The organism is Tepidiphilus sp. HLB4 (genome assembly GCF_054823945.1).
In genome coordinates this window covers 33,532-59,938 of the sequence record NZ_JSYB01000042.1, presented here as the reverse complement: position 1 = coordinate 59,938, position 26,407 = coordinate 33,532, and the positions used below count along the sequence as shown (strand labels likewise).

The 26,407-nt window shown below is 67.1% G+C and carries 26 protein-coding genes; 10 read left to right on the top strand and 16 right to left on the bottom strand.

What is annotated here, in order from left to right; all coding sequences use genetic code 11:
- The first annotated feature begins 12 nt into the window (after positions 1-12).
- From sucD to trpE, 6 genes are read left to right on the top strand one after another with little or no spacing between them, the layout of a single operon-like run.
- A complete protein-coding gene (sucD, locus tag OA56_RS07735) occupies positions 13-906 on the top strand; it encodes a succinate--CoA ligase subunit alpha (protein WP_055422569.1) in 894 nt (297 codons plus the stop codon).
- A gap of 28 nt (positions 907-934) precedes the next feature.
- Entirely contained in the window at positions 935-1,888 is a 954-nt protein-coding gene (locus tag OA56_RS07730) for an ornithine cyclodeaminase family protein (RefSeq protein WP_055422570.1), read from the top strand.
- Positions 1,889-1,897: 9 nt separating this feature from the next.
- Complete coding sequence (locus OA56_RS07725; protein ID WP_055422571.1) at positions 1,898-2,557, top strand: FHA domain-containing protein; 660 nt, start codon at positions 1,898-1,900, stop codon at positions 2,555-2,557.
- Entirely contained in the window at positions 2,554-3,270 is a 717-nt protein-coding gene (gene rpe, locus OA56_RS07720; protein WP_055422572.1) for a ribulose-phosphate 3-epimerase, read from the top strand. Before OA56_RS07725 ends, rpe begins: the two co-directional genes overlap by 4 nt.
- Positions 3,267-3,938: a phosphoglycolate phosphatase gene (gene gph / locus OA56_RS07715; protein ID WP_461584475.1), complete on the top strand. Its 672-nt coding sequence runs from the start codon at positions 3,267-3,269 to the stop codon at positions 3,936-3,938. Before rpe ends, gph begins: the two co-directional genes overlap by 4 nt.
- Before the next feature lie 19 nt (positions 3,939-3,957).
- Positions 3,958-5,448, top strand: coding sequence for an anthranilate synthase component I (trpE, locus tag OA56_RS07710; RefSeq protein ID WP_461584473.1), 1,491 nt, complete (start codon positions 3,958-3,960; stop codon positions 5,446-5,448).
- A 48-nt stretch (positions 5,449-5,496) separates the two neighbouring features.
- On the opposite strand, the gene OA56_RS07705 is transcribed toward trpE, so the two are convergent.
- Positions 5,497-6,579, bottom strand: a complete 1,083-nt coding sequence (locus tag OA56_RS07705) for a TRAP transporter substrate-binding protein (protein WP_461584471.1) — start codon at positions 6,577-6,579, stop codon at positions 5,497-5,499.
- A gap of 101 nt (positions 6,580-6,680) precedes the next feature.
- Entirely contained in the window at positions 6,681-8,030 is a 1,350-nt protein-coding gene (pmbA, locus tag OA56_RS07700; RefSeq protein ID WP_461584469.1) for a metalloprotease PmbA, read from the bottom strand.
- 71 nt (positions 8,031-8,101) lie between these two features.
- Here pmbA and yjgA point away from each other — a divergent pair, with 71 nt between their 5' ends.
- The 3 genes from yjgA to aroG are packed head-to-tail and all read left to right on the top strand — an operon-like array spanning position 8,102 to position 10,361.
- Positions 8,102-8,665 carry a ribosome biogenesis factor YjgA gene (yjgA, locus tag OA56_RS07695; RefSeq protein ID WP_072247874.1) on the top strand — a complete coding sequence of 188 codons (564 nt, stop codon included), beginning with the start codon at positions 8,102-8,104 and terminating at the stop codon, positions 8,663-8,665.
- Entirely contained in the window at positions 8,662-9,252 is a 591-nt protein-coding gene (gene mog, locus OA56_RS07690) for a molybdopterin adenylyltransferase (RefSeq protein WP_055422578.1), read from the top strand. Before yjgA ends, mog begins: the two co-directional genes overlap by 4 nt.
- A 17-nt stretch (positions 9,253-9,269) precedes the next feature.
- Entirely contained in the window at positions 9,270-10,361 is a 1,092-nt protein-coding gene (gene aroG / locus OA56_RS07685) for a 3-deoxy-7-phosphoheptulonate synthase AroG (protein WP_037989251.1), read from the top strand.
- A gap of 4 nt (positions 10,362-10,365) precedes the next feature.
- Here the strand turns inward: aroG and OA56_RS07680 are convergent, their stop codons facing one another.
- The 7 genes from OA56_RS07680 to pyk all read right to left on the bottom strand — a co-directional run bounded on the left by OA56_RS07680 (position 10,366) and on the right by pyk (position 16,918).
- The gene (locus OA56_RS07680; protein ID WP_028874129.1) at positions 10,366-11,250 is read right to left on the bottom strand and encodes a phosphoribulokinase; all 885 of its coding nucleotides are present in this window, start codon (positions 11,248-11,250) and stop codon (positions 10,366-10,368) included.
- A gap of 98 nt (positions 11,251-11,348) precedes the next feature.
- Complete coding sequence (locus OA56_RS07675; RefSeq protein ID WP_157287441.1) at positions 11,349-11,525, bottom strand: hypothetical protein; 177 nt, start codon at positions 11,523-11,525, stop codon at positions 11,349-11,351.
- Complete coding sequence (locus OA56_RS07670; protein ID WP_037989253.1) at positions 11,522-12,619, bottom strand: YeeE/YedE thiosulfate transporter family protein; 1,098 nt, start codon at positions 12,617-12,619, stop codon at positions 11,522-11,524. Before OA56_RS07670 ends, OA56_RS07675 begins: the two co-directional genes overlap by 4 nt.
- Positions 12,620-12,627: 8 nt before the next feature.
- Complete coding sequence (locus OA56_RS07665; protein ID WP_461584465.1) at positions 12,628-13,587, bottom strand: sulfurtransferase; 960 nt, start codon at positions 13,585-13,587, stop codon at positions 12,628-12,630.
- Between the two features lie 145 nt (positions 13,588-13,732).
- Positions 13,733-14,305 (bottom strand): peroxidase-related enzyme, encoded by a 573-nt coding sequence (locus OA56_RS07660; RefSeq protein WP_461584463.1) that lies wholly within the window; start codon positions 14,303-14,305, stop codon positions 13,733-13,735.
- Positions 14,306-14,362: 57 nt separating this feature from the next.
- Positions 14,363-15,427 (bottom strand): class II fructose-bisphosphate aldolase, encoded by a 1,065-nt coding sequence (gene fba, locus OA56_RS07655; protein WP_055422581.1) that lies wholly within the window; start codon positions 15,425-15,427, stop codon positions 14,363-14,365.
- A gap of 39 nt (positions 15,428-15,466) precedes the next feature.
- Positions 15,467-16,918 carry a pyruvate kinase gene (pyk, locus tag OA56_RS07650; protein ID WP_461584461.1) on the bottom strand — a complete coding sequence of 484 codons (1,452 nt, stop codon included), beginning with the start codon at positions 16,916-16,918 and terminating at the stop codon, positions 15,467-15,469.
- A 159-nt stretch (positions 16,919-17,077) separates the two neighbouring features.
- Here pyk and OA56_RS07645 point away from each other — a divergent pair, with 159 nt between their 5' ends.
- Positions 17,078-17,383 carry a hypothetical protein gene (locus OA56_RS07645; protein ID WP_055422583.1) on the top strand — a complete coding sequence of 102 codons (306 nt, stop codon included), beginning with the start codon at positions 17,078-17,080 and terminating at the stop codon, positions 17,381-17,383.
- On the opposite strand, the gene hemF is transcribed toward OA56_RS07645, so the two are convergent.
- The 7 genes from hemF to metG form a co-directional block, all read right to left on the bottom strand.
- The gene (gene hemF, locus OA56_RS07640; RefSeq protein WP_461584458.1) at positions 17,367-18,329 is read right to left on the bottom strand and encodes an oxygen-dependent coproporphyrinogen oxidase; all 963 of its coding nucleotides are present in this window, start codon (positions 18,327-18,329) and stop codon (positions 17,367-17,369) included. The genes OA56_RS07645 and hemF overlap by 17 nt on opposite strands.
- On the bottom strand, positions 18,326-19,636 hold the full coding sequence (gene purD, locus OA56_RS07635) for a phosphoribosylamine--glycine ligase (protein WP_461584456.1): 1,311 nt from the start codon (positions 19,634-19,636) through the stop codon (positions 18,326-18,328). The genes hemF and purD overlap by 4 nt, the downstream gene beginning before the upstream one ends.
- Before the next feature lie 27 nt (positions 19,637-19,663).
- The gene (gene purH / locus OA56_RS07630; RefSeq protein WP_055422586.1) at positions 19,664-21,247 is read right to left on the bottom strand and encodes a bifunctional phosphoribosylaminoimidazolecarboxamide formyltransferase/IMP cyclohydrolase; all 1,584 of its coding nucleotides are present in this window, start codon (positions 21,245-21,247) and stop codon (positions 19,664-19,666) included.
- Between the two features lie 22 nt (positions 21,248-21,269).
- Positions 21,270-21,518 carry a helix-turn-helix domain-containing protein gene (locus tag OA56_RS07625; protein WP_055422587.1) on the bottom strand — a complete coding sequence of 83 codons (249 nt, stop codon included), beginning with the start codon at positions 21,516-21,518 and terminating at the stop codon, positions 21,270-21,272.
- On the bottom strand, positions 21,515-22,528 hold the full coding sequence (gene dusB, locus OA56_RS07620) for a tRNA dihydrouridine synthase DusB (RefSeq protein ID WP_055422588.1): 1,014 nt from the start codon (positions 22,526-22,528) through the stop codon (positions 21,515-21,517). The genes OA56_RS07625 and dusB overlap by 4 nt, the downstream gene beginning before the upstream one ends.
- 81 nt (positions 22,529-22,609) lie before the next feature.
- Positions 22,610-24,295: a SulP family inorganic anion transporter gene (locus OA56_RS07615; RefSeq protein ID WP_141054315.1), complete on the bottom strand. Its 1,686-nt coding sequence runs from the start codon at positions 24,293-24,295 to the stop codon at positions 22,610-22,612.
- The gene (gene metG / locus OA56_RS07610; protein ID WP_461584452.1) at positions 24,292-26,394 is read right to left on the bottom strand and encodes a methionine--tRNA ligase; all 2,103 of its coding nucleotides are present in this window, start codon (positions 26,392-26,394) and stop codon (positions 24,292-24,294) included. Before metG ends, OA56_RS07615 begins: the two co-directional genes overlap by 4 nt.
- Positions 26,395-26,407 lie beyond the last annotated feature (13 nt).

Below are 26,407 nucleotides of genomic sequence, written 5' to 3'. Positions count from 1 at the left end.
AGGAATCCACCCATGTCGATCCTGATCAACAAAGACACGAAAGTCATCACGCAGGGCATCACCGGCAAGACCGGTCAGTTCCATACCGAGAAGTGCCTCGAGTACGCCAACGGCCGCAACTGCTTCGTGGCCGGCGTCAACCCCAAGAAAGCCGGCGAGAAGATCTTCGACATCCCCATCTTTGCCACGGTGAAAGAAGCGAAAGAGGCCACCGGCGCCACCGTTTCGGTCATCTACGTGCCGCCGGCCGGCGCGGCCGATGCCATCTGGGAGGCGGTCGAAGCCGACCTCGACCTCGTCATCTGCATCACCGAGGGCATCCCGGTGCGTGACATGCTCATCGTGCGCAACAAGATGAAGCACAAGGTCGCCGCCGGCGGCAAGGAGACGCTGCTGCTGGGCCCCAACTGCCCCGGCGTCATCACGCCCGACGAACTCAAGATCGGCATCATGCCCGGTCACATCCACAAGAAAGGCCGCATCGGAGTGGTGTCACGCTCCGGCACGCTCACCTACGAAGCGGTGGCGCAGCTCACCGAGCTCGGCCTGGGGCAGTCGACCGCGGTGGGCATCGGCGGCGACCCGATCAACGGACTCAAGCACCTCGACGTGATGAAGATGTTCAACGACGATCCCGACACCGACGCCGTCATCATGATCGGCGAGATCGGCGGCACCGATGAAGTCGACGCCGCCATGTGGTGCAAGGAGCACTTCAAAAAACCGGTGGTCGGCTTCATCGCCGGGGTCACGGCGCCCCCGGGCAAGCGCATGGGGCACGCCGGCGCCATCATCTCCACGGGCGCCGAAACGGCCCAGGCCAAGCTCGAGATCATGGAAGCGTGCGGCTTCAAGGTCACGCGCAACCCGTCCGAGATGGGCAAGCTGATGAAGAGCCTGCTCTGATCCCATCCCTGGCGCCGAGGAGGCGAGCGTGGCCATTTATCTGCAGGAAGAAGAAGTCGCCGGGCTGCTCGACATGCCCTCCGTGATGGCCGCCGTCGAGGCGGTGATGGCGGCGCACGCCAGAGGCGAGGTGGTGGATTACCCCCGACAGCGCGTGCGCCTGCCCACCTCGATGACGCACATGCTGCAAGGCGCGGTGCCGGACAAGCGGCTCACCGGCTTCAAGGTCTATACCTCCTCGGGCGGCCGCGCCCGCTTCTGGGTGCACGTCTTCGACAGCGACACGGGCGAGCCCGTGGCCGTGCTGGAAGCCGACACGCTGGGCATGATGCGAACCGGCGCGGCTGGCGGCGTGGCGGCGAAATACCTCGCTCGGCCCGATGCGAAGATCGCCGCCATCGTCGGCGCCGGCTGGCAGGCCCAGGGGCAGGCGCTGGCGCTTGCCGAAGCACTGCCGATCGAGACCTTCCGTGTCGCCGCGCGTACCCCCGAGCACGTGCGCGCCTTCTGCGAGACCATGGTGCAACGTACCGGGCGGAAGTTCGTGCCGGCCGAGTCCATCGAGGCGGCGGTGCGTGGCGCCGACGTCGTCGTCACCGTCACCACCTCGCCCAAGCCGGTGCTCGAGGCCGACTGGCTCGAAGAGGGGGTGCATGTCACCGCCGCCGGCTCGAACAGCCTCGCGCGCCAAGAGCTACCGGAGAAGGCCGTGCTGCGCGCCGACCTCATCTGCGTCGACAGCCGCGAGGTGGCCTTGCGCGAGGCGGGTGACCTGCTGCCGGCGCTGGAGAAAGGCCGCACCCGCCCGGGGCTGTGGGCAGAACTGGGCGAGGTGATCGCCGGCATGCGCCCCGGACGCAGGGACGGGCGCCAGATCACCCTCTTCGAATCGCAGGGCATGGCGGTGCAGGATCTCGCCGTGGCGGCCCTGGTGCTCGAACGCGCGCGCGAGCGCGGGCTGGGTCGTCCCTTGCCCTACTGAGGACATGCCATGGGGGTTGCGACTGATTCCGATCCCGCCCCTGCCGCAGGGGCGGGGCACTTGCGGGTCATCCATCACGGCAGCGAGCTCGTGCGCGTCGATCTTCCCGCCCGCGAGTTCTTCATCGGCCGCAAACCGGGCAACGATCTGCGCATCGATAGCCTGGCGGTGAGCGGGCAGCATGCCCGCCTGCAGCCCTCGAGGGGCGAGCTCCTTCTCGAGGATTTGGGCAGCCGCAACGGCACCTGGGTCGAGGGCAAGAAGATCCAGCAATACCGCCTCAAGCCGGGCGAAGCGTTTCGCATCGCCCGTTACCATTTCCTCTACGGTGCTTCCCGCCTCGAGCGCACCCCTCCTTGGCCCGCCGCCACCCAAGACGCGCTGCTGCGCCGCGGGCTCGTTCCCCAACTGCGGATGGGCATGAACAACGGTCAGACCCGCACGATTCCCCTGGTGCGCGAGGTGACCCGCCTGGGGAAGGCCGGACACACCGTCATCGCCCTCATCGATCAGGGCTGGCGGGTGTTACTGCGCCACGAAAGCGGAGCGCCACCCAAGATCAACGGCGTCTTCCCCAACGCGCCCTTCGTGCCGCTGCACGACCGGGATCGCGTGGTGATCGACACCGTGGAATTCATCTTCCTCTACGCGCCACCCCCCGCCTCATGAATGCCTCGACTTTCTTGATCGCTCCCAGTCTCTTGTCGGCCGATTTTGCCCGTCTCGGTGAAGAAGTGCGCGACGTGATCGCCGCCGGGGCGGACTGGATCCACTTCGACGTGATGGACAACCACTACGTCCCCAATCTCACGATGGGGCCAATGGTGTGCCGTGCGATCAAGCCCTACGCCACCGTGCCGATCGACGTGCATCTGATGGTGAAACCGGTCGATGCGCTGGTGCCGCAGTTCGCCGAGGCGGGGGCCGATCTCATCTCCTTTCACCCCGAAGCGTCCGAGCACGTCGACCGCACGCTCGAGCTCATCCGCTCCTGCGGCTGCCGCGCGGGGCTCGTGCTCAATCCGGCCACCCCGCTCGTCTGGCTCGAACACGTACTCGATCGGCTCGATTTCGTGCTGCTCATGAGCGTCAACCCCGGTTTCGGCGGCCAGCGCTTCATTCCGCATGCCTTGAAAAAAATCGCCGCCGCGCGTACCATGCTGGATCGTTATGCCGATGAGAGTGGCCGCCGTCTGCTTCTGGAAGTCGACGGCGGCGTGAACCTCGACAACCTCGCCGAGGTGGCGGAAGCGGGGGCGGACGTCTTCGTCGCCGGTTCGGCGGTGTTCGGCGCCGCCCGCTCAGAGGATCCCCACCGCTACGATTCGATCATCGCTGGGATGAAGGCCCGGCTGCAAACCGTGGAAAGGAAGAAAAGATGAGTGCCAAGCCGATCGCGGCGGAAGCCTTGCTGTTCGATCTGGACGGAACCCTGGTCGACACCTTGCCCGACCTCGCCGAGGCTGCGGCGCGCACCTTGAGCGACCTCGGCCTGCCGGTTTCCTCGCCGCAGGCGATCCGCGGCTGGGTGGGCGATGGCATCGCCGAGCTGGTGCGCCGCTTCATGGCCGCCAACGGCCGTACCGACCCGGCGGAGGTGGCCGAAGCCACGAACCGCTTCAAGGCGCACTACGCCGTGGTCAATGGCACGGCCAGCCGCCCCTACGAGGGTGTGCCGGAGACGCTCGCCGAACTTTCCTGCCGCGGCCTGGTGATGGGCTGCGTCACCAACAAGGACTGGGAATTCACCCTGCCGCTGCTCGAAGCGCTCGATCTGGCGCCGTTTTTCGACGTCGTCGTCGCCGGCGACACCCTGCCGGTGAAGAAACCCGATCCGGCCATGGTGCTGCACGCCTGTGAACACCTCAACCGTCCGGCCGAGCGGGCGCTGCTCGTGGGCGATTCGGCCATCGACGCCCAGGCAGGACAGGGGGCAGGGGTGGCGGTGGGACTCGTCACCTATGGCTACGGCGATCCCGACGCTTTGCGTCGTCTGCCGGCCGCCGTCTTTCTCGATCGCTTCCCGGAACTGCTAAACTACCTGGCTTGAGTCCTTCCAGGGCGAAGCCATGCAGGAATCCGAATTCGACGCCCTCGCGGCGCAGGGCTACAACCGCATCCCGGTCACGCTCACCACCTTTTGCGACCTCGACACGCCGCTCTCCTTGTATCTCAAGCTCGCCGATGGACCCTGGAGCTACCTGCTCGAATCGGTACAGGGTGGCGAGCGTTTTGGGCGCTATTCCATGATCGGGCTCTCCAGCCCGGTGCGCCTCGAAGTCTACGGCCGCAGCGCCTTGCTGCTGCACGGCAACCGGCTCGTGGAGCGGCGCGACTACGGCGATCCGCTCACCTTCATCGGCGAGTATCTCGATCGCATCAAGGTGCCGCCGCGTGCCGGGCTGCCGCGCTTCCTCGGCGGGCTCGTGGGCTACTTCGGCTACGATACGGTGCGCTACATCGAGCCGCGCCTTGCCGGCATCGAGAAACCCGACCCGATCGGCACGCCCGACATCCTTTTGCTCGTCTCCGAAGAGCTCGCCATCGTCGACAACCTCACCGGCAAGCTCACGCTGGTGGTCTACGCCGAGCCCGAGGTGCCCGGAGCCTATCGCCGTGCCAAGAAACGCCTGCAGGAACTGCTCGAGCGGCTGCGCACGCCGGTGCGTATCCCCGTCTCGCGCCCCTTTCCCCCCAGCGAGCCGGCGTCGGCCTTCGGCGAGGAAGCTTTCAAAGCGGCCGTGGAGCGGATCAAGCGCTACATCGTCGAGGGCGACGTCATGCAGGTGGTGCTGTCGCAGCGCATGAGCAAGCCCTTTCGCGCCGATCCGCTCACGCTCTACCGCGCCATCCGTTCGCTCAATCCTTCGCCCTATCTCTTCTACTTCGACTTCGAGGAGTTTCACGTGGTGGGCGCCTCGCCCGAGATCCTCGTGCGCCTCGAAGACGAAGGCACGGCGCGCAAGGTGATCGTGCGTCCCATCGCCGGCACCCGCCCGCGCGGCGCCACCCCGGCCGAAGATCAGGCGCTGGAGCGGGAGCTTCTCGCCGACGAGAAGGAGCGCGCCGAGCACGTGCAATTGCTCGATCTGGGGCGCAACGACGTCGGGCGCGTGGCGAGAATCGGTTCGGTGAAAGTGACTGAGTCGTTCGCCATCGAGCGCTATTCCCACGTGATGCACATCGTCTCGCAGGTCGAGGGTGAGCTTGGCGAACGCGAGACGCCCCTGTCGGTGCTGCGTGCCGCCTTCCCCGCCGGGACGGTGAGCGGCGCACCCAAGGTGCGGGCGATGGAGATCATCGACGAACTCGAACCGGTGAAGCGCGGCATCTACGCCGGGGCGGTGGGCTACATCGGCTTTCATGGGGAAATGGATCTGGCGATCGCCATCCGCACCGCCGTCATCAAGGACGAGACCATCCACGTCCAGGCGGGCGCGGGCATCGTTGCCGATTCCAACCCGAAGGCCGAATGGGAGGAGACGCGCAACAAGGCGCGCGCCATGCTCAAGGCCGCCGAGATGGCTGAAGCGGGGTTGGACGAACCGCCGGCGCAATGAGGAACGGCCCCGCGGGGCCGTCCTTTGCTGCCAAGAATCTTGGCCGACTCAGAGCTTGATGCTCGTCATGTACTGGTCGTAGCTCATTTCCGAGAGCCGGAACCAGGAATACTCGTCGCGCAGGAATTTCTCGTAGTGCGCGTAGATCTTCTTCCAGTCCGGGTTGGTGTCGTTGAGCTCGGCGAAGAGCTCGTTGCGGGCCTTGAACGAGGCATCCATCATGTCTTTGGGGAAGCGGTTGACCTTCGCTCCTTCGGCGATCAACTTGCGGATCGTCTCCGGGTTGCGCGCATCGTATTTGGCAAGCATGCGGGTGTGCGCATCGCTCGCGGCGACGCGGATGAGCTCTTGATAGCGCTTCGGCAGTCCATCGTAGGCTTTCTTATTGACATAGAGCGAGAGCTGGGCGCCGCCTTCCCACCATGCGGGGTAGTAGCCGTAGGGTGCCACCTTGTGGAACCCGAGTTTGTAATCGTCATAGACGGTGGTCCATTCCACCGCATCGATCGTGCCTTTCTCCAGCGCCTGGTAGAGTTCGCCGCCGGGGATGGCCTGAGGCACGGCGCCGAGCTTGGTGAGCACGCGGCCGGCGAGGTTGCTGATGCGGATCTTCAGCCCTTTCATGTCCTCGACCGATTTGATCTCCTTGCGGTACCAGCCGCCCCACTGCGCGCCAGTATTGCCCAGAGGGAAGTTGACGATGTCGTAGCGGGCGAAGAGCTCGCGCATCAGTTGCAGGCCGCCGGCGTCGTACATCCAGGCGTTGATCATGCGGGCGTTGAGGCCGAAGGGGATGGCGCAGTCGAAGGCGAGGGCATCGTTCTTGCCGACGTAGTAGTACGAGGCGGAGTGCGCCATCTCGACCGTGCCTTGTTGCACCGCGTCGAACACGCCAAAGGCCGGCACCAGCTCACCGGCGGCGAAGACATCGATCTGGAATTTGCCTTCGGAGAGCTCGTTGATGGACTTGCTCAGTTCTTCGGCCGCCCCGTAGATGGTGTCGAGCGACTTGGGAAAGCTCGAGGCGAGGCGCCAGCGGATGTTCTGCTGCGCCATGACGATGGCCGGAGCGGTGCCGCTGGCGAGGATGCCCGCGATCCCCGCCCCCTGGAGGAACTTGCGTCGTTGCATGGTGGGTCTCCCTTTGTGTGGTTGAAGAATGGACGATGCGCCGAAACGCCGTTGCGATGGTAGCGTAAAAACCGGCTCGCGTGTGCCGAGCGCGCGGGGCTTCAGTCCCCGGCCACCTGCATCGCTTCGATCAGGGTGGATCCGATGCGGTAGCGGTGGCAGGGGCGCGTATCGTCGGCCACGCCACGGATCGCAGCGAACATCTCGAGCAGGTTGCCGGCGATGGTGATCTCGCTCACCGGGTGGACGATTTCACCGCCCTCCACCCAGAAACCGGCCGCTCCGCGGGAATAGTCGCCGGTGACGGGGTTGACGCCGTGCCCCATGAGTTCGGTGACGAGCAGCCCCCGTCCCATCTCGCGCAGCAGCGCCTCGCGGCCATCGTGCGTGGGGGGCACGAGCAGGTTGTGTGCGCCGCCGGCGTTGCCGGTGCTCGGCAGGCCCAGTTTGCGTCCGGAGTAGGTGGAGAGGAACCAGCCCTGCAAGACGCCTTCGGCTACCACCGTGCGCCGCGCCGTGGCCACGCCTTCGTCGTCGAAGGGGGCCGAGCCGGGGGCCTTGGGGATGAAAGGATCTTCGAGCACCGTGACGAGGGGGGAGAAGATGCGCTCGCCCAATTTGCCGAGCAGGAAGGAGGCTTTGCGGTAGAGGGCGCCGCCGCTCGCGGCATGGACGAAGTGGGACAGCAGACTGCCCGAAACGGTGTGGTCGAACACGACGGGGTAGGTGCCGGTGGGGATACGCCGTGCCCCCAGACGGGAGATCGCGCGCCGTCCGGCGCTGCGTCCGATCGTCTCGGCCGGTTCGAGGTCGAGCGGATCGCGCCGCCAGTCCCACCAATGGTCGCGCTCCATGTCCCCTTCTTCGTCTTGCGCGATGACGCTGCAGGAGAGGGAGTGGGCCGTGGTCGGGTAGCCGGCGAGAAAACCGAGCGAATTGGCGAGCACGAACTGCTGCGCCTGGGTCGAGACCGTGGCGCCTTCGGAATTGGCGATGCGGGCATCCACCGCGAGGGCGGCCGCCTCGCAGGCGCGGGCGAGTTCGATCGCCGCTTCCGCTTCCAGCGCCCAGGGGTGGAAAAGCGAGAGGTCGGGAACGCGCTGCGGGTCGGCCAGGCGCTGCGCCTCGGGCAAGCCGGCCGCATCGTCTTCGGCGGTGAGCCGGGCGATGGCCACGGCAGCGGCGACGGTGCGTTCGATCGCCTCCGGGTTCAGGTCGCTCGAGCTTGCATGCCCTTGGCGCTGGCCGACATAGACCGTGACGCTCAAACCCTTGTCGTGATGGTGTTCGAGCGTCTCGAGCGCGCCGCGGCGCACCGTCACCGACAGGCCCCGGCCTTCGGAGACGCTGACTTCGGCCGCATCGGCGCCGAGCGTGCGCGCCTGGGCGAGCGCCGCCTCGGCGATGCGTGCGAGTTCATCGCGGGGATAGGCAAATTCGACCGCTGGCATTCCGGGCTCTCCTGAGGGACTGGCTTATAATTCTATCCTTCCCTGACCGTAATCCCGAGCAATCCTTGCCGATGACCTCCTCCCTGCCGCCGTCCCGCCCCGAAGCTCCGCCCTCGAAGACGAGGCGAAAGAAAGCGATGCTCGCCTTGCAGGATTTGGGCGAGCGGCTCACGGCGCTGTCGCGCGAGCGTCTGGCGCGGCTCGATCTGCCCGAAACTCTGCTTGGGGCCATCCTGGAAGCCAAGCGTCTGGAAGGCAAGCATGAGGCGCGGCGGCGGCAGATGCAGTACGTCGGCCGCCTCATGCGCGACGTCGATGCGGCGGGAATCGCACAGCGGCTTGCCGGGCTGGAGGGCGATTCGCCGCAGGCCAAAGCGCGCCGGGCGCAGCTGGAACGGCTGCGCGAGCGTTTCCTCGAAGACGAACGCGTGCTGGGCGAGATCCTTGCCTGGGCGCCGCAGGCCGACGTGCAGCACCTGCGTGCGCTGCGGCGCAAGGTGCTGGAAGAACGGCAGAAGGGGGAGCCGACGGGTGAGTCCTATCGTGCGCTCTATCGCGAGCTGAAGGTGCTCTTCGAGGCGCGCGAGGCAGAGGGAAGGTTGGATTCGGCCGCAGAAGAAGGGGGAGAGGAATGAAGGCGGAAGCGGTGATCGGACTCGTGTCGGTGAGCGATCGGGCAAGCCAGGGCGTCTATGAGGATCGTGGCCTGCCGGCGCTGGAGGCATGGCTTTCCCGGGCGCTCGTTTCGCCCTGGCGCGCGGAGAAGCGCCTGATTCCCGACGAGCGGCCCGTGATCGAGCGCACCTTGATCGAACTGGCCGACGAGCTCGGCTGCTGCCTCGTCTTCACCACCGGCGGGACGGGTCCGGCCCCGCGCGACGTCACGCCCGAGGCGACGCTCGCCGTGGGTGAGAAGGAGCTGCCCGGCTTTGGCGAAGAGATGCGGCGCATCGGCCTGCGTTTCGTCCCCACCGCCATCCTGTCGCGCCAGGTGGCGGTGATCCGCGGTCGCACCCTGATCGTGAACCTTCCGGGGCAGCCGAAGTCCATTCAGGAAACCCTGGAGGGGCTGCGCGATGCCGACGGCAAGGTGATCCACGCCGGCATCTTCGCGGCGATTCCCTACGCGATCGATCTCATCGGCGGGCCCTATCTGGAAACGGATCCCGCGGTCGTCGCAGCGTTTCGCCCCAAGAGCGCCGTCAAACCCTCTCAGGGATGAGCCAACGAGGAAAGCCTATGAACACCGTCAAAGCCCATACCCGTTTGCACGTCGACGACGTGCGCATCAAGGAGATCAAGGAGCTCGTGCCACCAGCGCACGTGTTGCGCGAGTTTCCCGCCACGCCGGCCTCGGCCGAGACCACCTTCCTCGCGCGCCAGGCGATCCATCGCATCCTCTACGGCGCCGACGACCGGCTGCTCGCGATCGTCGGGCCGTGCTCCATCCACGATCCGGAAGCGGCGCTGGAGTACGCCCGCCGGCTCAAGGAACAGGCTGACCGGCTGCGCGGCGAGCTGCTGGTGGTGATGCGGGTCTACTTCGAGAAACCGCGCACGACGGTGGGCTGGAAAGGACTCATCAACGATCCCTACCTGGACGACTCCTACCGCATCAACGACGGCATTCGCCTCGCCCGTCGATTGTTGTGGGAGATCACCGAGATGGGGCTGCCGGCCGCCACCGAGTTCCTCGACATGATCACGCCGCAGTACATCGCCGACCTCATCGCCTGGGGCGCGATCGGGGCGCGTACCACCGAGAGCCAGGTGCACCGCGAGCTCGCTTCGGGTCTCTCCTGCCCGGTCGGGTTCAAGAACGGCACCGACGGCAACGTGCGCATCGCCATCGACGCCATCAAGGCGGCCCAGGCGCCGCACCATTTCCTGTCGGTGACCAAGGCCGGGCACTCGGCCATCGTCAGCACTTCGGGCAACGAAGACTGCCACGTCATTTTGCGCGGCGGCAAGGAGCCCAATTACGATGCGAACAGCGTCGAGGCGGCCTGCCGCGACCTGGCCGCGGCCGGCATCCCGGCCAAGGTGATGATCGACTGCTCGCACGGCAACAGCCGCAAGCAGTTCAAGCGGCAACTCGAAGTGGTCGAAGCGGTGGCCGAGCAGCTCGCCGGCGGCGAGGATCGCATCATCGGCGTGATGATCGAGTCGCATCTGAAGGAAGGGCGGCAGGATCTGGTGCCGGGCAAGCCGCTCGAATACGGCAAGAGCATTACGGACGCCTGCATCGGCTGGGAAGATACGGTTGCGGCGCTCGATCGCCTCGCCGAGGCGGTGACCGCGCGGCGAGTGGCGCTGGCGCAGCGCGCCTGAGCGCTTAGAGCACCCCCATCACCCGCTGGCGCCGCTCCATCAGGCGCCAGACGAAAGGGGTGAAGATGAGCTGCATGGCCAGGTCCATCTTGCCCCCGGGGATCACCAGCGTGTTCGCGCGGCTCATGAAGGAGTCGGCGATCATGTTGAGCAGGTAGGGAAAGTCGATGCCGCGCGGGTTGGCGAAGCGGATCACCACCAGGCTCTCGTCGGCGGTGGGCACGTCGCGGGCGATGAAGGGGTTGGAGGTGTCGACCACCGGGATGCGTTGGAAATTGACGTGAGTGCGGCTGAACTGCGGGCAGATGTAGCGCACGTAGTCGGGCATGCGGCGCAGGATGGTGTCGGTGACGGCCTCGGTGGAATAGCCGCGCTCGCTGCGGTCGCGCCACAGTTTCTGAATCCATTCCAGATTGATGATGGGCACCACGCCGATCAAGAGATCCACGAAGCGCGCCATGTCGTGCGTCTCGGTGACGAGCCCGCCGTGCAACCCTTCGTAGAAGAGGAGATCGGTGTTCTCCGGTAACGGCTCCCACGGCGTGAAGGTGCCGGGCTCCCCGCCGTATTTCGCCGCTTCCTCGATGGTGTGCAGGTAGTGGCGCGTGCGCCCGGTGCCGCTCTCGGAATAGGAGCGAAAGAGGTTTTCCAGCTCGTCGAGCAGGTTCGCCTCGGGGCCGAAGTGGCTGAAGTGTGGATTGCCGCGGGCGGTTTCCTCGGCGATGCGCCGGTGCATTTCGGCGCGGTCGAAGGCATGGAAGGCATCGCCCTCGACGATGGCGGCATTGACCCCTTCACGCTCGAAGATGCGCGCGAAAGTGCGGGTGATGGTGCTCGTGCCTGCGCCGGAAGAGCCGGTGACCGCGATGATCGGGTGTTTGATCGACATGGCAGCCCCTGCGTATCGACCCTGCAGTATAGCGCCATTTTTTGCCGCATGGACCTCGCCGATTCCGTTCGTTCCGCTGGTGGTGCCAGCGGGCGGGTTCAGCGCCCGGAGCAGTGACCGCCGCCGGGAGCCTGGCCGCTTCCCAGGGCGATGGGGGGCGGTTCGGGCCGGTAGACGCGGCTGCTGAAGGCATCAAGCAGGATCAGGACGGTAAAGCCGAGCCAGAAGAGCGCCGTGAAGCGGCGGAACCGGCGCAGACGGAGGTTCGTGTTCATGCGAAGACCGCTCCTTGGGGAACGTCGATCCGCCGGCGCAGGCGCACGCCCACCATCGAGCCGAGAAAAGCCATGGCGAACCACACCCAGCCGTGCAGGCTGGCCGAGGTGATACCGCCCAGCAAGGCGCCGACGTTGCAGCCGAATGCCATTCGGGAAGAATAACCCAGCACCAGGCCGGCCGCGGCGGCCACCAGCAGGCGGCGTGCCGAAGGCAGGTTGGTGGTCACGGGGCCGTGCCAGCGCGAGGCGGCATAGGCGCCGTAGAGCAGCCCGAAGTTGGTCACCGAGGTGACGTCATAGACGATGGGTTCGGCCAGGCGCGCCGCGTGCGGGGCCACGCCCCAGAAGGGGTCGGCAGCCGGATTCCAGCCCAGCGCCGCGAAGGCCTTGGCGCCCCACAACCCCACGCCGTAGACGATGCCCCAGGGTTGACCGGCCACGATCAGGTGCAGCGCCGCCAGGAGCGCCAGCAGCACGGCGCCGATCACCCAGCGCCGCGGCCAGGGACCGGCGGCGCGCGCCTGCGGCAGGGTGAGGAGCGCCACCAGGGCGCAGCCGCTCAGCGTGAGGGCGAGCGCCAGCGGCCAGCCGTAGCGCAGCAGATCGACGGGCGGCAGCCCGCCGAGGGCGACCCAGGCCGGCTGATGCGAGGCGCCAAGGAAGCTGCCGAGCACGAAAGTGGGCAACACCACCACCGAGAGCGGCGACCCGGCGCCCGCCTTGTAGAGCGTGCCGGAGCCGCAGCCGTCGGTGAGCTGCATCGCCGCGCCGAAGAGGAAGGCACCGAGCACGAGGCTGAAGGTGAGCGGGGCCACTGCGCCGACCAGTTCGCCGGAATGCTGTGCCAGCAGGGGCAGCATGAGACTGGAGGCGAGTGCGAGCAGAAGCAGCTGCGCCCACAGCCCGTGCGGATTGCGCCGCTCGAGGTACTCGCGCCAGCCGGTGGTGAAACCGAAACGGCAGCCCTGCAGCACGGCACCGAAACCGAGCCCGAGCAGCGTGAGCAACCCCTGGCGCAGGCCGGCGAGCAGCGTCACGGCGAACACGAGCGCGAGCGCGCCGGCGATGAGGAGGAGACGGCGGATCGGCATGATAGGCCTCATTGGTCGAACCAGCGCTTGGCTTCGCGCGCAAGCGCCTGCAGGCGGGAGGGTTCGTGGTCCATCGGCAGGTCGCGCCGGCTCCAGGCGACTACCGATTCGGGGTAGAGCAGCACGTTTTCCCTGCCCAAGAGCTCCGAGAGGACGAACCAGTCGATGGCGGCCCAATGCCCCGTGTTGCAGAAGGTCACCGTCGGTTTGCCCGCGGGCGGCACTTCGCGCCCGACGAGGGTGCGCAGCTCCTCGACCGGCTTGAGGGTCCGGCCGTCGGCGTTGAAAAAGTGCGCGTAGGACAAGGACGTGGCGCCGGGCAGCGTCCCGTAACGAGCGGCGGCGCCGTGGCGTTCGTCGCCGCGGAAGAAGGGCTCGGGTCGAGCATCGACGAGCACGGGAGGATGTGGGCTTCGCACCTGGGCGGCCAAATCTTCGGTGGAGAGGGCGTAGCGGCGATCGTAATGGAAGGTAAAGGTACTAGGCCGCGACTGGACGGCGGCAGTCTCCAACGCTCCACCCTGTTCTTTCCAGCCGAGCGTGCCGCCGTCGAGCACCGACAGGCGGGTGAGCCCGCCCACCTTGAGCGTCCAGTAGACGCGCGCGGCAGCGCCGAAGTCGGTGGCGTCCTTGCCCGCATGGGCAACGATCACATGGACGTCGTGGTCGATGCCAGCGCGGCGCAGCGCCTCGGTGAGCGCCTGCTCGGAAGGCAGGGCCCCAGGGTTGTCGGCCGGGCCGCGGAAGACGCCATAGGGGATGTTGGCCGCGCCGGGGATGTGGCCAGCGGCGTATTCTGCGGCGGGGCGGATGTCGAGCACGCGCACGCTGGGGTCGCGCAGCAGCGGTGCGAGCTCGTCCGGCGTGAGCAGCGGCCGCACAGGCTGGGTCTGGGCGGCAGCGCAGGCGGCGAATGCCAGCAGGAACATCGCCAAGACGGAGCGAAACGAGGTAAGAGGAAAACGCATCGAAACCACCTCAACGGGCAATTTGTGGGTCGAGGTGGTCGATGATAGGAGAGCTTGCCCTCGGTGCCAAGGGAGCGGGAAGGGTTTGTTTATAAACCTCGGCTATAAGTGGCGCAGCCTAGAATGGCGTGCGCCCGTGCCTCGTTCAGACCCGTCCCATGGCGTAGAACTCGTCGTTGGGCCGCAGGGCGCTCATGTTGGCGATGCGGTTGCTCATGCCGTAGAAAGCAGCGATGGCGCCGATGTCCCAGATGTCGTCGAGCGTGAAACCGTGGGCGCGCAGGGCGGCAAAGTCTTCGTCGCTGACTTCGGCCGAGCGCAGCGCCACTTTCATGGCGTAGTCGAGCATGGCGCGCTGGCGCGGGGTGATCTCGGCGCGGCGGTAATTGACGGCGAGCTGATCCGACAGGCGTGGATTCTTGCTGCGGATGCGCACGATGGCCCCGTGGGCGATCACGCAGTAGAGGCAGTCGTTGGCCGCCGAGGTGGCCACCACGATCATCTCGCGCTCGGCCTTGGTGAGCCCGGTGTTCTTCTCCATGAGCGCGTCGTGATAGGCGAAGAAGGCGCGGAATTCCTCGGGCCGGTGCGCGAGCGCGAGGAAGACGTTGGGGATGAAGCCGGTCTTTTCCTGCACCGAGAGAATGCGGGCGCGGATGTCTTCGGGCAGATCGTCGAGCCGGGCGACGGGAAAGCGGCTGATACGCTCTTCACTCATGGGATGTCTCCTCCTTGAATGGACAAAGCCCGCACATGGCGGGCTTCTGGCGATGTTTCAGCGCACCTGCTGGGCGAGTTCACCCTTGCGGTAGCGCTCGGCCATCTTTTCGAGCGGGATCGGCTTGATCTTGCTCGCCATGCCGGCGCAGCCGAAGGCTTCGTAGCGCGACTTGCACACGGCCTTGGCCGCGGCGCGCGCCGGTTTGAGGTATTCGCGCGGGTCGAACTTGTCGGGCGACTCGGCGAAGAAGCGGCGGATGGCGCCGGTCATGGCCAGGCGGATGTCGGTGTCGATGTTGATCTTGCGCACGCCGTAGCGGATGGCGGTTTGAATTTCCTCGACGGGCACGCCATAGGTCTCTTTCATGTCGCCGCCGTAGCGCCGGATCTCTTCGAGCAGCTCCTGCGGCACGCTGGAGGAGCCGTGCATGACGAGGTGGGTGTTGGGCAGCCGGGCGTGGATCTCTTTCACGCGCTCGATGGCCAGGATGTCGCCGGTGGGCTTGCGCGAGAACTTGTAGGCGCCGTGGCTGGTGCCGATGGCGATCGCCAGCGCGTCGCACTGCGTGGCGCGCACGAAGTCGGCGGCCTGTTCGGGGTCGGTGAGCAGCATCGAGTGCGCGAGCGTTCCGGCCGCGCCGATGCCGTCTTCCTCGCCCGCCTGGCCGGTCTCGAGCGAGCCCAGACAGCCAAGTTCGGCTTCCACCGTCACGCCGATGTAATGGGCGAAGCGAACCACTTCCTGGGTGACGGCCACGTTGTACTCGTAGGAGGAGGGCGTCTTGCCGTCTTCCAGGAGCGAACCGTCCATCATCACGCTGGTGAAGCCGGAGCGGATGGCGGCCATGCACACGGCCGGGGTCTGGCCGTGGTCCTGGTGCATCACCACCGGCAGATGCGGGTAGGCTTCGACCGCGGCAAGCAGCAGGTGGCGCAGGAAGGGCTCCCCGGCATACTTGCGTGCGCCGGCCGAGGCTTGCATGATCACCGGGCTGTCGGTCTCGGCCGCGGCTTCCATGATCGCCTGCACCTGTTCGAGGTTGTTCACGTTGAAGGCGGGAATGCCGTAGCCGTGTTCGGCGGCGTGATCGAGCAGCTGGCGCATCGAGACGAGAGGCATGGGTCGTTTCTCCTTGGGAGCGGATCGTTCGGGCGGATTCTACACCGGCGGGACGCTCGCCCGCAGGGTCTGTCCGACGCGCACGATCTTGAGGGTGTTGGTGCCGCCGGGCACGCCGATGGGTTCGCCGATGGTGAGCGCGATGAGATCGTCGTAGGCGACGATGCCGCGCTCGAGCAGGATCTTTTCCGCCTCCCACAGCATCTCGTCGCGGTCTTGGTGTAGCTGTGACACGAGGATGGGGGTGACCTGGCGGTAGAGCGTCATCTGGTTGCGCGTGTGCTCGTCGGGGGTGAGGGCGAAGATGGGTACGCCGCAGTTGATGCGGCTCATCCACAGGGCGGTGGCGCCGGTCTGCGTCATGGCGGCGATCGCCTTGACGCGCAGGTGCCAGCCGGTCCAGATGGCCGACATGGCGATCGCTTCGTCGATGCGGGTGAAGACCCGGTCGAGCAGCTCCCGGTCGAGCGAGCTCTCCTGCGAGCGTTCGGCTTCGAGGCAGACGCGGTGCATGGCTTCCACCGTCTCGACCGGATAGCGCCCGCTGGCGGTCTCGGCCGAGAGCATGACCGCGTCGGTGCCGTCGAGTACGGCGTTGGCCACGTCCGAGACTTCGGCGCGCGTGGGCACGGGACTTTCGATCATCGATTCCATCATCTGCGTGGCGGTGATGGCGAGCCGGTTGCGCTCGCGCGCGAGCCGCAGCATCTTTTTCTGCAGCGCCGGTACCGTGGCATCGCCCACTTCGACGGCGAGATCGCCGCGCGCGACCATGATGCCGTCGCTCGCCTGCAGGATTTCCTCGAGGTTTTGCACCGCCTCGATGCGCTCGATCTTGGCGATGATGAGCGCGTGCCCGCCGGCAGCGCGCATGAGCTGGCGCGCCATGTAGATGTCGGCGGCGTTCTTGGGGAAGGAGACGGCGAGGAAGTCGACGCCGATCTCGGCGGCGAGCCTGATGTCGTCCATGTCCTTGGCGGTGAGCGCCGGGGCCGAGAGTCCGCCGCCCTGCCGGTTGATGCCCTTGTGATCGGAGAGTACGCCGCCCACCAGTACCGTGGTATGGATGCGATCGCCGGCGACGTAATCGACCTGCAGCCGGATCTTGCCATCGTCGAGCAGCAGCACGTCGCCGGGGCGCACGTCGCGCGGCAGATCGGGATAGTCGAGCCCGACCCGGGTTTCGTCGCCTACGGGGCAGTGGACGTCGAGCACGAATTTCTGCCCGCGCTCGAGCGTGATTTTTCCCTGGGCGAATTTGCCGATGCGGATCTTGGGCCCTTGCAGATCGCCGAGTAGTCCCACGGGCCTTTCGCGCTCGAGGGCGAGCTCGCGCACCAGTTTGGCACGGGCGCGGTGCTCGTCAGCGCTGCCGTGGGAGAAGTTGAGCCGGGCGACGTCGAGCCCGGCATCGATCATGCGGCCGAGCACCTCGGCGCTGGAGCTTGCCGGGCCGAGTGTGGCGACGATCTTGGTGTGGCGTAGCGGCATGGGCACTCCGGATGGTGGCGCAACGCGCTTGCGTGCGTTCATTGTAGCAAGAAGGCGCTTTGCCGCCGTACTTTGGGCGAAACACCTTTTTACGCTGGCGAAGCGCCAGGGACGCTATTCTGTAGTCAGGAAAAAGACAGCTTTGCCGGAGGAAGGATCATGAATACGAAGAAGATCGTGCTCGGACTGGGAGCCCTGTTGCTGGGAGTGACGTCGGCGTGGGCGGGAAGGCCGGGGGAATGGGGCCATCATCCAGGGCGGCCGGACGTGGTGGTGATCGAGCGCCATGACCATGGGCGTCATTACGGTTGGGATCGGCGGCCGGTGACGGTGGTGCGTGAGAAGACGGTGATCTATCGCGACTGGGCGCCGCCGCCGCGGGTGGTGGAGTATCGCTATGCGCGGCCGTACTACGGTCCAGGCGTGACGATCGACGTCTCGCCGGTTTTCATTCCGTTCCGGTGAGCGGAGCCTCGGCCGAGCGTTCGGCCCAGTCGCGTGGCCTGAGCGCTTCGTAGAGCGCCGCCTCGGGGCTGCCGGGCTCGGGGTGCCAGTCGTAGCGCCAGCGCGCGAGCGGCGGCAGCGACATGAGGATGGCTTCGGTGCGCCCGCCGCTTTGCAAGCCGAAGTGGGTGCCGCGGTCCCACACGAGGTTGAATTCGACGTAGCGCCCGCGGCGATAGGCTTGGAAGTCGCGCTCGCGCTCACCGTAGGGGTGGGCGAGCCGCTGCTCGAGGATGGGGAGATAGGCTGGAAGGAAGGCATCTCCCACGGCCTGGGCGAGCCGCCAGGCGGATTCGAAGGGGATGGTGCCATCGGCCCCCAGATCGTCGAAGAAGAGGCCGCCCACGCCGCGCGGTTCTTCGCGGTGCTTGAGGTAGAAGTACTCGTCGCACCAGCGCTTGTAGTGGCGATAGTGCGCCTCGCCGAAGCCCGCGCCCAGCACCGCGTCGCGGCAGGTGCGGTGAAAGTGCACGATGTCCTCGACGAAAGGGTAGTAGGGCGTGAGATCCATGCCGCCGCCAAACCACCACACGGGCGGCAGCCCTTCGGCGGTGGCGACGAAGGCGCGCACGTTGAGGTGTACGGTGGGGCAGTAAGGATTGCGCGGGTGCAGCACGAGCGACACGCCCAGCGCCTCGAAGGCACGCCCGGCGAGTTCCGGCCGCCGGGCGCTCGCCGAAGGCGGCAGGCTCGCGCCGCGCACGTGGGAGAAATTGACGCCACCGCGCTCGAGCACCGGGCCGTCTTCGGTGATGCAGGTAAGCCCGTCGCCCGTGAGCGCTTCGCCCTGCGGCCGTTCCCAGCGCTCTTCGCGAAACGCGCGGCCGTCGAGTGCGGCGAGCGCCTCCACGATGCGCGTCTGCAGCGCGAGGAAATGGCGCCGGATCGCGGCGGTGTCTGGCATCATGGATGGTGGCGGTTAAGCGCCCGGTGGCCGATGTCGCGGCGCATCTGTTTGCCGGCGAACTCGATGCGGTCGGCCACGGCATAGGCGCGCGCGATCGCCTCGCGCAGCGTCTCGCCGAGCGCGGTGACGCACAGCACTCGCCCGCCATGGGTGACGATCTGCCCTTCGCGCTCGGCGGTGCCGGCGTGAAAGACGAGCACCGGTTCCTGGGGTTCGAGCGGGGCGCATTCCTCGGGCAAACCCGTGATGACGTCGCCCTTGCGCGGTGCTTCCGGATAACCGGCGGCGGCAAGTACCACGCCCACGGCCGGGCGGCGGTCCCATTGAGCTTCGACTTCGAGCAGGGAGCCGGCGAGCGCTGCTTCGATGAGATCGACGAGGTCGGTCTTGAGTCGCGCGAGCAGCGGTTGCGCCTCGGGGTCGCCCAGGCGGCAGTTGAATTCGACCACCCGCGGTTCGCCCTGCGGCGAGATCATGAGGCCCGCATAGAGAAAGCCGGCGTAGGGCGTGCCCTCGGCGGCCATGCCGGCGAGCGTGGGCTGGATGATCTCGCGCATGACGCGGGCGTGCACGTCGGGGGTGACCACCGGCGCGGGGCTGTAGGCGCCCATGCCGCCGGTGTTGGGGCCACGGTCGCCGTCGAGCAGGCGCTTGTGGTCCTGGCTGGTGGCAAACGCAAGCGCGTTGCGCCCGTCGGCAAGCACGATGAAGCTTGCCTCTTCGCCTTCCATGAATTCCTCGATGACCACGCGCGCGCCGGCATCTTCCATGGCGTTGGCCACGAGCATGCGGTCGATCGCCTCGTGCGCCTCGGCGAGCGTCTGCGCCACGACCACTCCCTTGCCGGCGGCGAGCCCGTCGGCCTTGACGACGATGGGCGCCCCTTTGGTTTCGACCCAGGCGTGCGCTTGCGCGGCGTCGGCGAAGGTCTGGTAGGCGGCGGTAGGGATGCCATGGCGCTGCATGAAGCGCTTGGCGAAATCCTTGCTCGCCTCGAGCTGGGCGGCGGCCTGGGTCGGGCCGAAGATCGTCAGCCCTGCCTCGCGGAAGGCGTCGACGATACCGGCGGCAAGCGGCGCTTCCGGCCCGACGACGGTGAGATCGACGTGCTCGAGCCGGGCGGCGTCGAGCCATTGTTCGATCGTGCTTGCCGGCAGGTTGCGGCATTTCTCCGTGCGGGCGGTGCCGGGGTTGCCCGGAGCGACGAGGACGTGCTGCACGCGCGGTGACTGGGCAAGCTTCCAGGCGAGCGCGTGTTCGCGCCCGCCGCTGCCGATGACCATCACGGTGAGGCCGTGTTTCTTCATGGGGGTTCGCTCGTTCTTGGCAGACGGTCAGTGACGGAAATGGCGGATGCCGGTGAAGACCATGGCCAGGCCATGCTCGTCGGCCGCGGCGATCACCTCTTCGTCGCGCACCGAGCCTCCGGGCTGGATGACGGCGGTGGCGCCGGCTTCGGCGAGCACGTCGAGCCCGTCGCGGAAGGGGAAGAAGGCATCGGAGGCGACCACGCTGCCGCGCACCTCCAGCCCGGCGTTGCGCGCCTTGATGACGGCGATGCGCGAGGAGTCGACCCGGCTCATCTGGCCGGCGCCGATGCCCACGGTGCGTCGCTCCTTGCCGTAGACGATGGCGTTCGACTTGACGTATTTGGCCACGCGCCACACGAAGAGGAGGTCGCGCATCTCCTCGGGGGTGGGCTGGCGGCGGGTGACGACGCGAAGCTGGTCCGGATCGAAGGAGACGGCATCGGGTGTCTGCACCAGGAGCCCTCCGCCGATGCGCTTGTACTCCCATTGGGCGGGATCGGCGCCCAGTGGGCAGCGCAGCACGCGCACGTTCTTCTTCGCTGCGAGCACTTTGAGCGCCTCGGCAGTGTAGCCCGGTGCGATGAGCACTTCGAGGAACTGCGCCGCCACGGCCTGGGCCGCTGCCGCATCGACGGGCACGTTGAAGGCGATGATGCCGCCGAAGGCGGAGGTGGGGTCGGTGGCAAAGGCCCGCAAGTAGGCTTCGAGGGGGTTTTCTCCGAGCGCGACGCCGCAGGGATTGGCGTGCTTGACGATGACGCAGGCAGGACCATCGGCGGCGGGTTCGAAGCTCTTGACGCATTCCCAGGCGGCGTCGGCGTCGGCGAGGTTGTTGTAGGAGAGCTCCTTGCCTTGCAATTGCTGCGCCTGGGCGATGCCGCCGGCGGCCGCGCGCGGGTCGCGGTAGAAGGCGGCGCTCTGGTGGGGGTTCTCGCCGTAGCGCAGGTCCTGCACCTTGTCGAAAGCAGGCTGGAAGGCGGCGGGGAAGCGGCTGGTCTCACCTGCCGGGGTGCGGGCGGTGAGGTAGTGCGAGATGGCGGCGTCGTAGCGCGCCGTGTGCGTGAAGGCTTTGGCGGCGAGCCGGTAACGGGTGGCGTAGCTCACGCGGCCGCCGTTGGCGTGCATCTCGTCGAGCAACGGCGCATAGTCGGCCGGGTCGGTGAGCACGGCCACGCCGCCTTGTTCGTTGCCGTGATTCTTGGCCGCGGCGCGCACCATGGCCGGGCCACCGATGTCGATGTTCTCGATCGCTTCTTCGAGGGTGCAGCCGGGGCGCGCCACGGTCTGCTCGAAGGGGTAGAGGTTGACGGCCACGACGTCGATGAGCGGGATGCCCTGGGCGGCGAGTGCGGCCAGATGCGCTTCATCGTCGCGCCGCGCGAGGATGCCGCCGTGCACGCGCGGGTGCAGGGTCTTGACGCGGCCATCGAGCATCTCGGGAAAGCCCGTGTGCTCGGCCACGTCGGTGACCTTCAGCCCTGCTTCGCGCAGCGCCTGGGCCGTGCCGCCGGTGGAGAGCAGCCTCAGGCCCAGCCGTTCGAGGCCGCGGGCGAATTCGACGATGCCGGTCTTGTCCGAGACGCTCAGGAGCGCATATCTTTCTGTCATGATGGTTTTCCGTGCGTGGAGGTCAGCCGAGTTGGTATTGCTGGATCTTGCGCCGCAGCGTGTTGCGGTTGATGCCGAGCATCTGCGCCGCCAGCGTCTGGTTGCCGCCGGCGCGCGTGAGGATGTAGCGGATGAGTTCACATTCGACCCGATCCATCACCAAGGCATGCAGCCCCGTGGGTGTCTGGCCCTCGAGGTCGTGGAAATAGCGCTCGAGGGTGGCGAACACCGCCCGGCCGAGCTCGTCGCGGCATTCGGGCACCGGTTTCATGCGCAGACCTCGGCGGTCGTTTCCAGGGATTCGATCCGTCGGGCGGCCAGATCGCCGAAGAACTCGTCGATCGCCGCGCGCTGTTCGGTCACCGTCTCGAGCTGGTTCATGCGCTGACGGAAGGCGGCCGAGCCGACGAGCCCCTTGGTATACCAGGAAATGTGCTTGCGCGCGACCTTCACGCCCGTGGTTTCACCGTAGAAGGCGTAGAGGTCTTCGAGGTGCTCCAGCAGCAGGGCGCGGATCTCGGGCGGCGAGGGCGGCGGCAGATGCTCGCCGGTGGCGAGGTAGTGTTCGATCTCGCGAAAGAGCCAGGGACGCCCCTGGGCGGCGCGGCCGATCATCACGCCGTCTGCGCCGGTGTAGTCCAGCACGGCGCGGGCTTTCTCGGGCGTGGTGATGTCGCCGTTAGCGATCACGGGAATGGAGACGAGCGTCTTCACCAGGGCGATGGTGTCGTATTCCGCCTCGCCCATGTACTGGTCGGCCCGGGTGCGGCCGTGGATGGCGAGCGCCCGGATGCCGCAGGATTCGGCGATGCGCGCCAGGCGCGGGGCGTTCTTGTTGGCGCGGTTCCAGCCGGTGCGCATCTTGAGTGTCACCGGCGTGTCGGGCACGGCACGCACCACGGCTTCCAGGATGCGGGCGGCGAGCGCTTCGTCTTGCATGAGCGCCGAGCCGGCATAGACGTTGCACACTTTCTTCGCCGGACAGCCCATGTTGATGTCGATGATCTGCGCCCCGCGCTCGACGTTGTGTCGCGCCGCCTGCGCCATCATCTCGGGGTCGGCACCGGCGATCTGCACGACGATGGGTTCGACCTCTCCGGTGTGATCGGCCCGGCGCAGGGTCTTGGCGCTGCCGTAGAGCAGCGAATTGGAGGTGACCATCTCGGAGACCGCCAGCCCGGCACCCAGGCGCTTGCACAGCTGCCGGAACGGACGGTCGGTGACTCCGGCCATCGGGGCGACGAAGAGGTTGTTGCGCAGGCGAAAGCCGAGGTAGTCCATCGCGTTTGGGGAAAGAGGCTCGTTGAAGGAAAAGGATCAAGTATACCGCAGCACGACCTGGCGACGGGCGCCGAACCTGCGTCAAGTATAGGAAATCTCGGGTTCCTTCCGCTGCAAGCCTTCGGCCCAGGCGAGAGCGTCTTCGAGGTTGCGTCGCAGGTTCTCGCGACCGATCTCGTCGATGAAGCCTGCCTTGCGCAGCGTGCGGAAGACGTCGCGGTTCAGTTCGGCGAGTACGAGCGGGATGCCGCGTTTCTTGAGCTCGCGGGCGATGGCGCGCAGCGTATCGAGTCCCGAAGCGTCGATGCTCACGAGCTTGCCCAGGTCGAGCACGACCACGTCGGGCCAGTCTTCGGTGTCGAGGAGCTCGTCGAGCTTGTGAATGGCGCCGAAGAAGAGCGAGCCGGAGATGCGGTAGGCGGCCACGCGCAGCGACCCGTCCTCGCGCCGGAAGCGGTGTGCGTCGGGCCGTCGCTCCAGCGGCAGCCGTTCGACGTGGGTGAAGCGCGCCATCTGGTAGATGAAGGCGAGGCTCGCGAGCACCATGCCGACTTCGACGGCGATGGTGAGGTCGAAGAGCACGGTGAGGGCGAAGGTGGTGAGCAGAATCACGCGATACTTGGTGCTATAGCGTCTGAGCGCAGCGGGGGCCATTTCGTGCCAGTCGCCCATATTGACTGCAGTGACGAGCACGATGGCGGCGAGCGAGGTGAGTGGCACGTGGGCGGCAAGCGGCGCGAGCACGAGTACGACGGCGAGCAGGGTCAGGGAATGGACGATGCCGGCCACCGGGGTGCGGCCGCCGGCGCGCACGTTGGTGGCGGTACGGGCGATCGCGCCGGTGGCGGCGAAGCCGCCGAAGAGGGGTGCGACGACGTTGGCGATGCCCTGCGCCATCAGCTCCTGGTTCGGGTCGTGCCGGTCGTCGATCATGCTGTCGGCCACCCGGGCCGAGAGCAGGCTCTCTATGGCGCCGAGCAGCGCGATGGCGATCGCCGGTGGCAGCAGTTGCCCTAGGCGGGTGATGTCGAAGGCTGGCAGCGATGGCGTGGGGATCGTCTGGGGAATGCCGCCGAAGCGTGTGCCGATGGTCTCCAGCGGCAGGGAGAAGAGCATGTTCACGGCGGTGGCAACGATCAGTACCGCCAGCGGCCCTGGCAGCCGCGCGAGCCAGCGCTGACGGCGCGCGTAGCGGTTCCAGGTGAGCAGGAAGGCGAGCGAGGCGAGCCCGAAGCCGAGCGTAGGCCAGTGCGCGGTGGGCAGCGCCGTGGCGAGCGCGTGCATCTTGCCGAAAAACTCGGCCGGGACTTTGTCGATCGACAGGCCGAGGAAATCCTTGATCTGGGAGAGGAAGATCACCACGGCGATGCCGTTGGTGAAGCCGATCACCACCGGCAGGGGGATGAAGCGGATGAGCGTGCCGAGCCGAGCCGCACCGAGCGCGAAGAGCAGCAGGCCGGCGAGCATGGTTGCCACCAGCAGGTTCGCTTCGCCGTGGGCGGCGACGATGCCGTAGACGATGGGGATGAAGGCGCCGGTGGGGCCGCCGATCTGCACCCGCGAGCCGCCCAGGGCGGAGATGAGGAACCCGGCGACGATGGCGGTCCAGATGCCGGCCGAGGGAGACATGCCACTGGCGATGGCAAACGCCATGGCGAGCGGCAGCGCCAGCACGCCCACGGTGGCGCCAGCCGAGAGGTCGGCGAGGAACTGCCCGCGGTCATAGCCGCGTAGCGTCTCGATGAGGCGCGGGCGGAAGAAGCTCATTTGATTCTCATGCCGGGGGTTGCGCCTTCGTCGGGCGAGACGAGGTAGATGCCGGGATGGGTGCCGCCCGGGTCGGAGGCGGCGAGCACCATGCCCTCCGAGAGGCCGAACTTCATCTTGCGCGGCGCGAGGTTGGCCACCAGCACGACCAGGCGGCCGACGAGCGCGGCGGGATCGTAGGCCGATTTGATGCCGGCGAAGACCTGCCGCACCTTGGCGCTGCCGTCTTCCTCCCGCTCGCCGGCGTCGAGCAGCAGCCGCAGCAGCTTGTCGGCGCCCTCGACTGGCTCGGCGGCGATGACGCGCGCCACGCGCAGGTCGACGCCGAGGAACTGCTCAAGCGTGATCGGCGCGGCCGCTTCGGGCTTCGCTTCGGCAGGTTTGGGCGCAGGAGCGACCGGAGCGAGCGCTTCGCGGTTGGCTTCGATGAGCGCGTCGATCGCCTTGCGCTCGATGCGGGTGAGCAGGTGCTCGTAGGCTTCGATCCGATGCCCGGCCGGCAGGGGCGCCCAGTCTTCTCCCCAGCACAGCGGCTCGATGGCGAGGAATCGCTCGACGCGGGCCGCGGTGCGCGGCAGGACTGGCTTGAGGATGCGGGTGAGGTCGCGGAACATGGTGAGCGCCGTGGAACACACGCGCTGCAGCCGCTCGGGTTCGCCGCTCTTTGCCAATTCCCAGGGCTTGTGCTCGTTGATGTAGTGGTTGGCGGCATCGGCGAGCGCCATCGCCTCGCGCAGCGCCCGACCGTAGTCGGCGTCTTCGAAGGCACGATGCAGCCGCTCGTCGCGGTGGGCAGCCTTGAAGGGGGCGAGCGCTGCGGCATCGACGGGTCCGAGCCGGCCCTCGAAGCGATCGGCGATGAAGCGGGCGGTACGGCTGGCGATGTTGACGTACTTGCCCACGAGGTCGCTATTGACCTTGGCGATGAGATCGTCGAAGCTGAGGTCGAGGTCTTCGAAGGTGCCGTTCGACTTGGTGGCGAAGTAGTAGCGCAGCCATTCCGGATCGAGCCCGTGTTCGAGCCAGGAGCGGGCGGTGATGAAAGTGCCGCGGCTCTTGCTCATCTTGGCGCCGTCGACGGTGAGAAATCCATTGACGTACTCGCGCGTGGGCGTGCGATAGCCGGAGAAGTGCAGCATCGCCGGCCAGAAGAGGGCGTGGAAGTAGAGGATGTCCTTGCCGATGAAGTGCACCATCTCGGTGCCGGCTTCGGCGGCGCGGCGCGCGTCGATGTACTCGGCCACGTCGATGTCGCCCCGGCGCTTGGCGAGCGCCAGGAAACTCGCCAGATAGCCGATGGGGGCATCCAGCCAGACGTAGAAATACTTGCCGGGGGCATCCGGGATCTCGAAGCCGAAATAGGGGGCGTCGCGCGTGATGTCCCAGTCCGAGAGACGGTTCTCGCCCTCTTCGCCGAGCCATTCCCGGATCTTGTTGGCCGCTTCGAGGCTCAGGTGCGGTTCGCCGCGCGCGTTGGTACCGCGCGTCCAGCGGCGCAGGAATTCCACGCAGCGGGGGTCCGAGAGCTTGAAGAAGTAGTGCTCGCTCTTCTTGAGCACGGGCTTGGCGCCGGAGACGGCGGAATAGGGGTTCTTGAGTTCGGTGGGGGAATAGGCTGCGCCGCACGCCTCGCAGTTGTCGCCGTATTGATCCGGCGCGCCGCAGCGCGGGCATTCCCCTTTGATGAAGCGGTCCGGCAGGAACATGCCTTTGACCGGGTCGTAGAACTGCTCGATCTCGCGCGCTTCGATCAGACCCGCCGCCTTGAGCTTGCGGTAGATGTCTTCGGCGAAGAAGCGGTTCTCCTCGCTGTGCGTGCTGTGGTAGTGATCGAAGGCGACGAGGAAGTTGGCGAAATCGCGCGCGTGTTCCTGCTGCACGCGGGCGATGAGCGCTTCGGGCGTGATGCCTTCTTTTTCCGCGCGCAGCATCACGGGCGTGCCGTGGGTGTCGTCGGCGCAGACGTAATGGACCGTATGCCCGCACATGCGTTGGTAGCGCACCCAGACGTCGGCCTGCACGTAGCCCACGAGGTGGCCGAGGTGGATGTCGCCGTTGGCGTAGGGGAGCGCGTTCGTGACGAGGATCTTGCGGGTCATCTCCGGTCCTGAT

Bases quoted from the DNA above. Each gene is read 5' to 3' on its own strand.
- OA56_RS07665 (WP_461584465.1), bottom strand. From the start codon at position 13,587: ATGCGTTTTCCTCTTACCTCGTTTCGCTCCGTCTTGGCGATGTTCCTG.
- purH (WP_055422586.1), bottom strand. From the start codon at position 21,247: ATGACAGAAAGATATGCGCTCCTGAGCGTCTCGGACAAGACCGGCATC.
- sucD (WP_055422569.1), top strand. From the start codon at position 13: ATGTCGATCCTGATCAACAAAGACACGAAAGTCATCACGCAGGGCATC.
- OA56_RS07725 (WP_055422571.1), top strand. From the start codon at position 1,898: ATGGGGGTTGCGACTGATTCCGATCCCGCCCCTGCCGCAGGGGCGGGG.
- rpe (WP_055422572.1), top strand. From the start codon at position 2,554: ATGAATGCCTCGACTTTCTTGATCGCTCCCAGTCTCTTGTCGGCCGAT.
- OA56_RS07705 (WP_461584471.1), bottom strand. From the start codon at position 6,579: ATGCAACGACGCAAGTTCCTCCAGGGGGCGGGGATCGCGGGCATCCTC.
- pyk (WP_461584461.1), bottom strand. From the start codon at position 16,918: ATGCCGCTACGCCACACCAAGATCGTCGCCACACTCGGCCCGGCAAGC.
- metG (WP_461584452.1), bottom strand. From the start codon at position 26,394: ATGACCCGCAAGATCCTCGTCACGAACGCGCTCCCCTACGCCAACGGC.
- OA56_RS07670 (WP_037989253.1), bottom strand. From the start codon at position 12,619: ATGCCGATCCGCCGTCTCCTCCTCATCGCCGGCGCGCTCGCGCTCGTG.
- OA56_RS07645 (WP_055422583.1), top strand. From the start codon at position 17,078: ATGAATACGAAGAAGATCGTGCTCGGACTGGGAGCCCTGTTGCTGGGA.
- dusB (WP_055422588.1), bottom strand. From the start codon at position 22,528: ATGGACTACCTCGGCTTTCGCCTGCGCAACAACCTCTTCGTCGCCCCG.
- fba (WP_055422581.1), bottom strand. From the start codon at position 15,427: ATGCCTCTCGTCTCGATGCGCCAGCTGCTCGATCACGCCGCCGAACAC.
- OA56_RS07615 (WP_141054315.1), bottom strand. From the start codon at position 24,295: ATGAGCTTCTTCCGCCCGCGCCTCATCGAGACGCTACGCGGCTATGAC.
- mog (WP_055422578.1), top strand. From the start codon at position 8,662: ATGAAGGCGGAAGCGGTGATCGGACTCGTGTCGGTGAGCGATCGGGCA.
- OA56_RS07675 (WP_157287441.1), bottom strand. From the start codon at position 11,525: ATGAACACGAACCTCCGTCTGCGCCGGTTCCGCCGCTTCACGGCGCTC.
- yjgA (WP_072247874.1), top strand. From the start codon at position 8,102: ATGACCTCCTCCCTGCCGCCGTCCCGCCCCGAAGCTCCGCCCTCGAAG.
- gph (WP_461584475.1), top strand. From the start codon at position 3,267: ATGAGTGCCAAGCCGATCGCGGCGGAAGCCTTGCTGTTCGATCTGGAC.
- trpE (WP_461584473.1), top strand. From the start codon at position 3,958: ATGCAGGAATCCGAATTCGACGCCCTCGCGGCGCAGGGCTACAACCGC.
- purD (WP_461584456.1), bottom strand. From the start codon at position 19,636: ATGAAGAAACACGGCCTCACCGTGATGGTCATCGGCAGCGGCGGGCGC.
- pmbA (WP_461584469.1), bottom strand. From the start codon at position 8,030: ATGCCAGCGGTCGAATTTGCCTATCCCCGCGATGAACTCGCACGCATC.
- OA56_RS07680 (WP_028874129.1), bottom strand. From the start codon at position 11,250: ATGTCGATCAAACACCCGATCATCGCGGTCACCGGCTCTTCCGGCGCA.
- aroG (WP_037989251.1), top strand. From the start codon at position 9,270: ATGAACACCGTCAAAGCCCATACCCGTTTGCACGTCGACGACGTGCGC.
- hemF (WP_461584458.1), bottom strand. From the start codon at position 18,329: ATGATGCCAGACACCGCCGCGATCCGGCGCCATTTCCTCGCGCTGCAG.
- OA56_RS07625 (WP_055422587.1), bottom strand. From the start codon at position 21,518: ATGAAACCGGTGCCCGAATGCCGCGACGAGCTCGGCCGGGCGGTGTTC.
- OA56_RS07660 (WP_461584463.1), bottom strand. From the start codon at position 14,305: ATGAGTGAAGAGCGTATCAGCCGCTTTCCCGTCGCCCGGCTCGACGAT.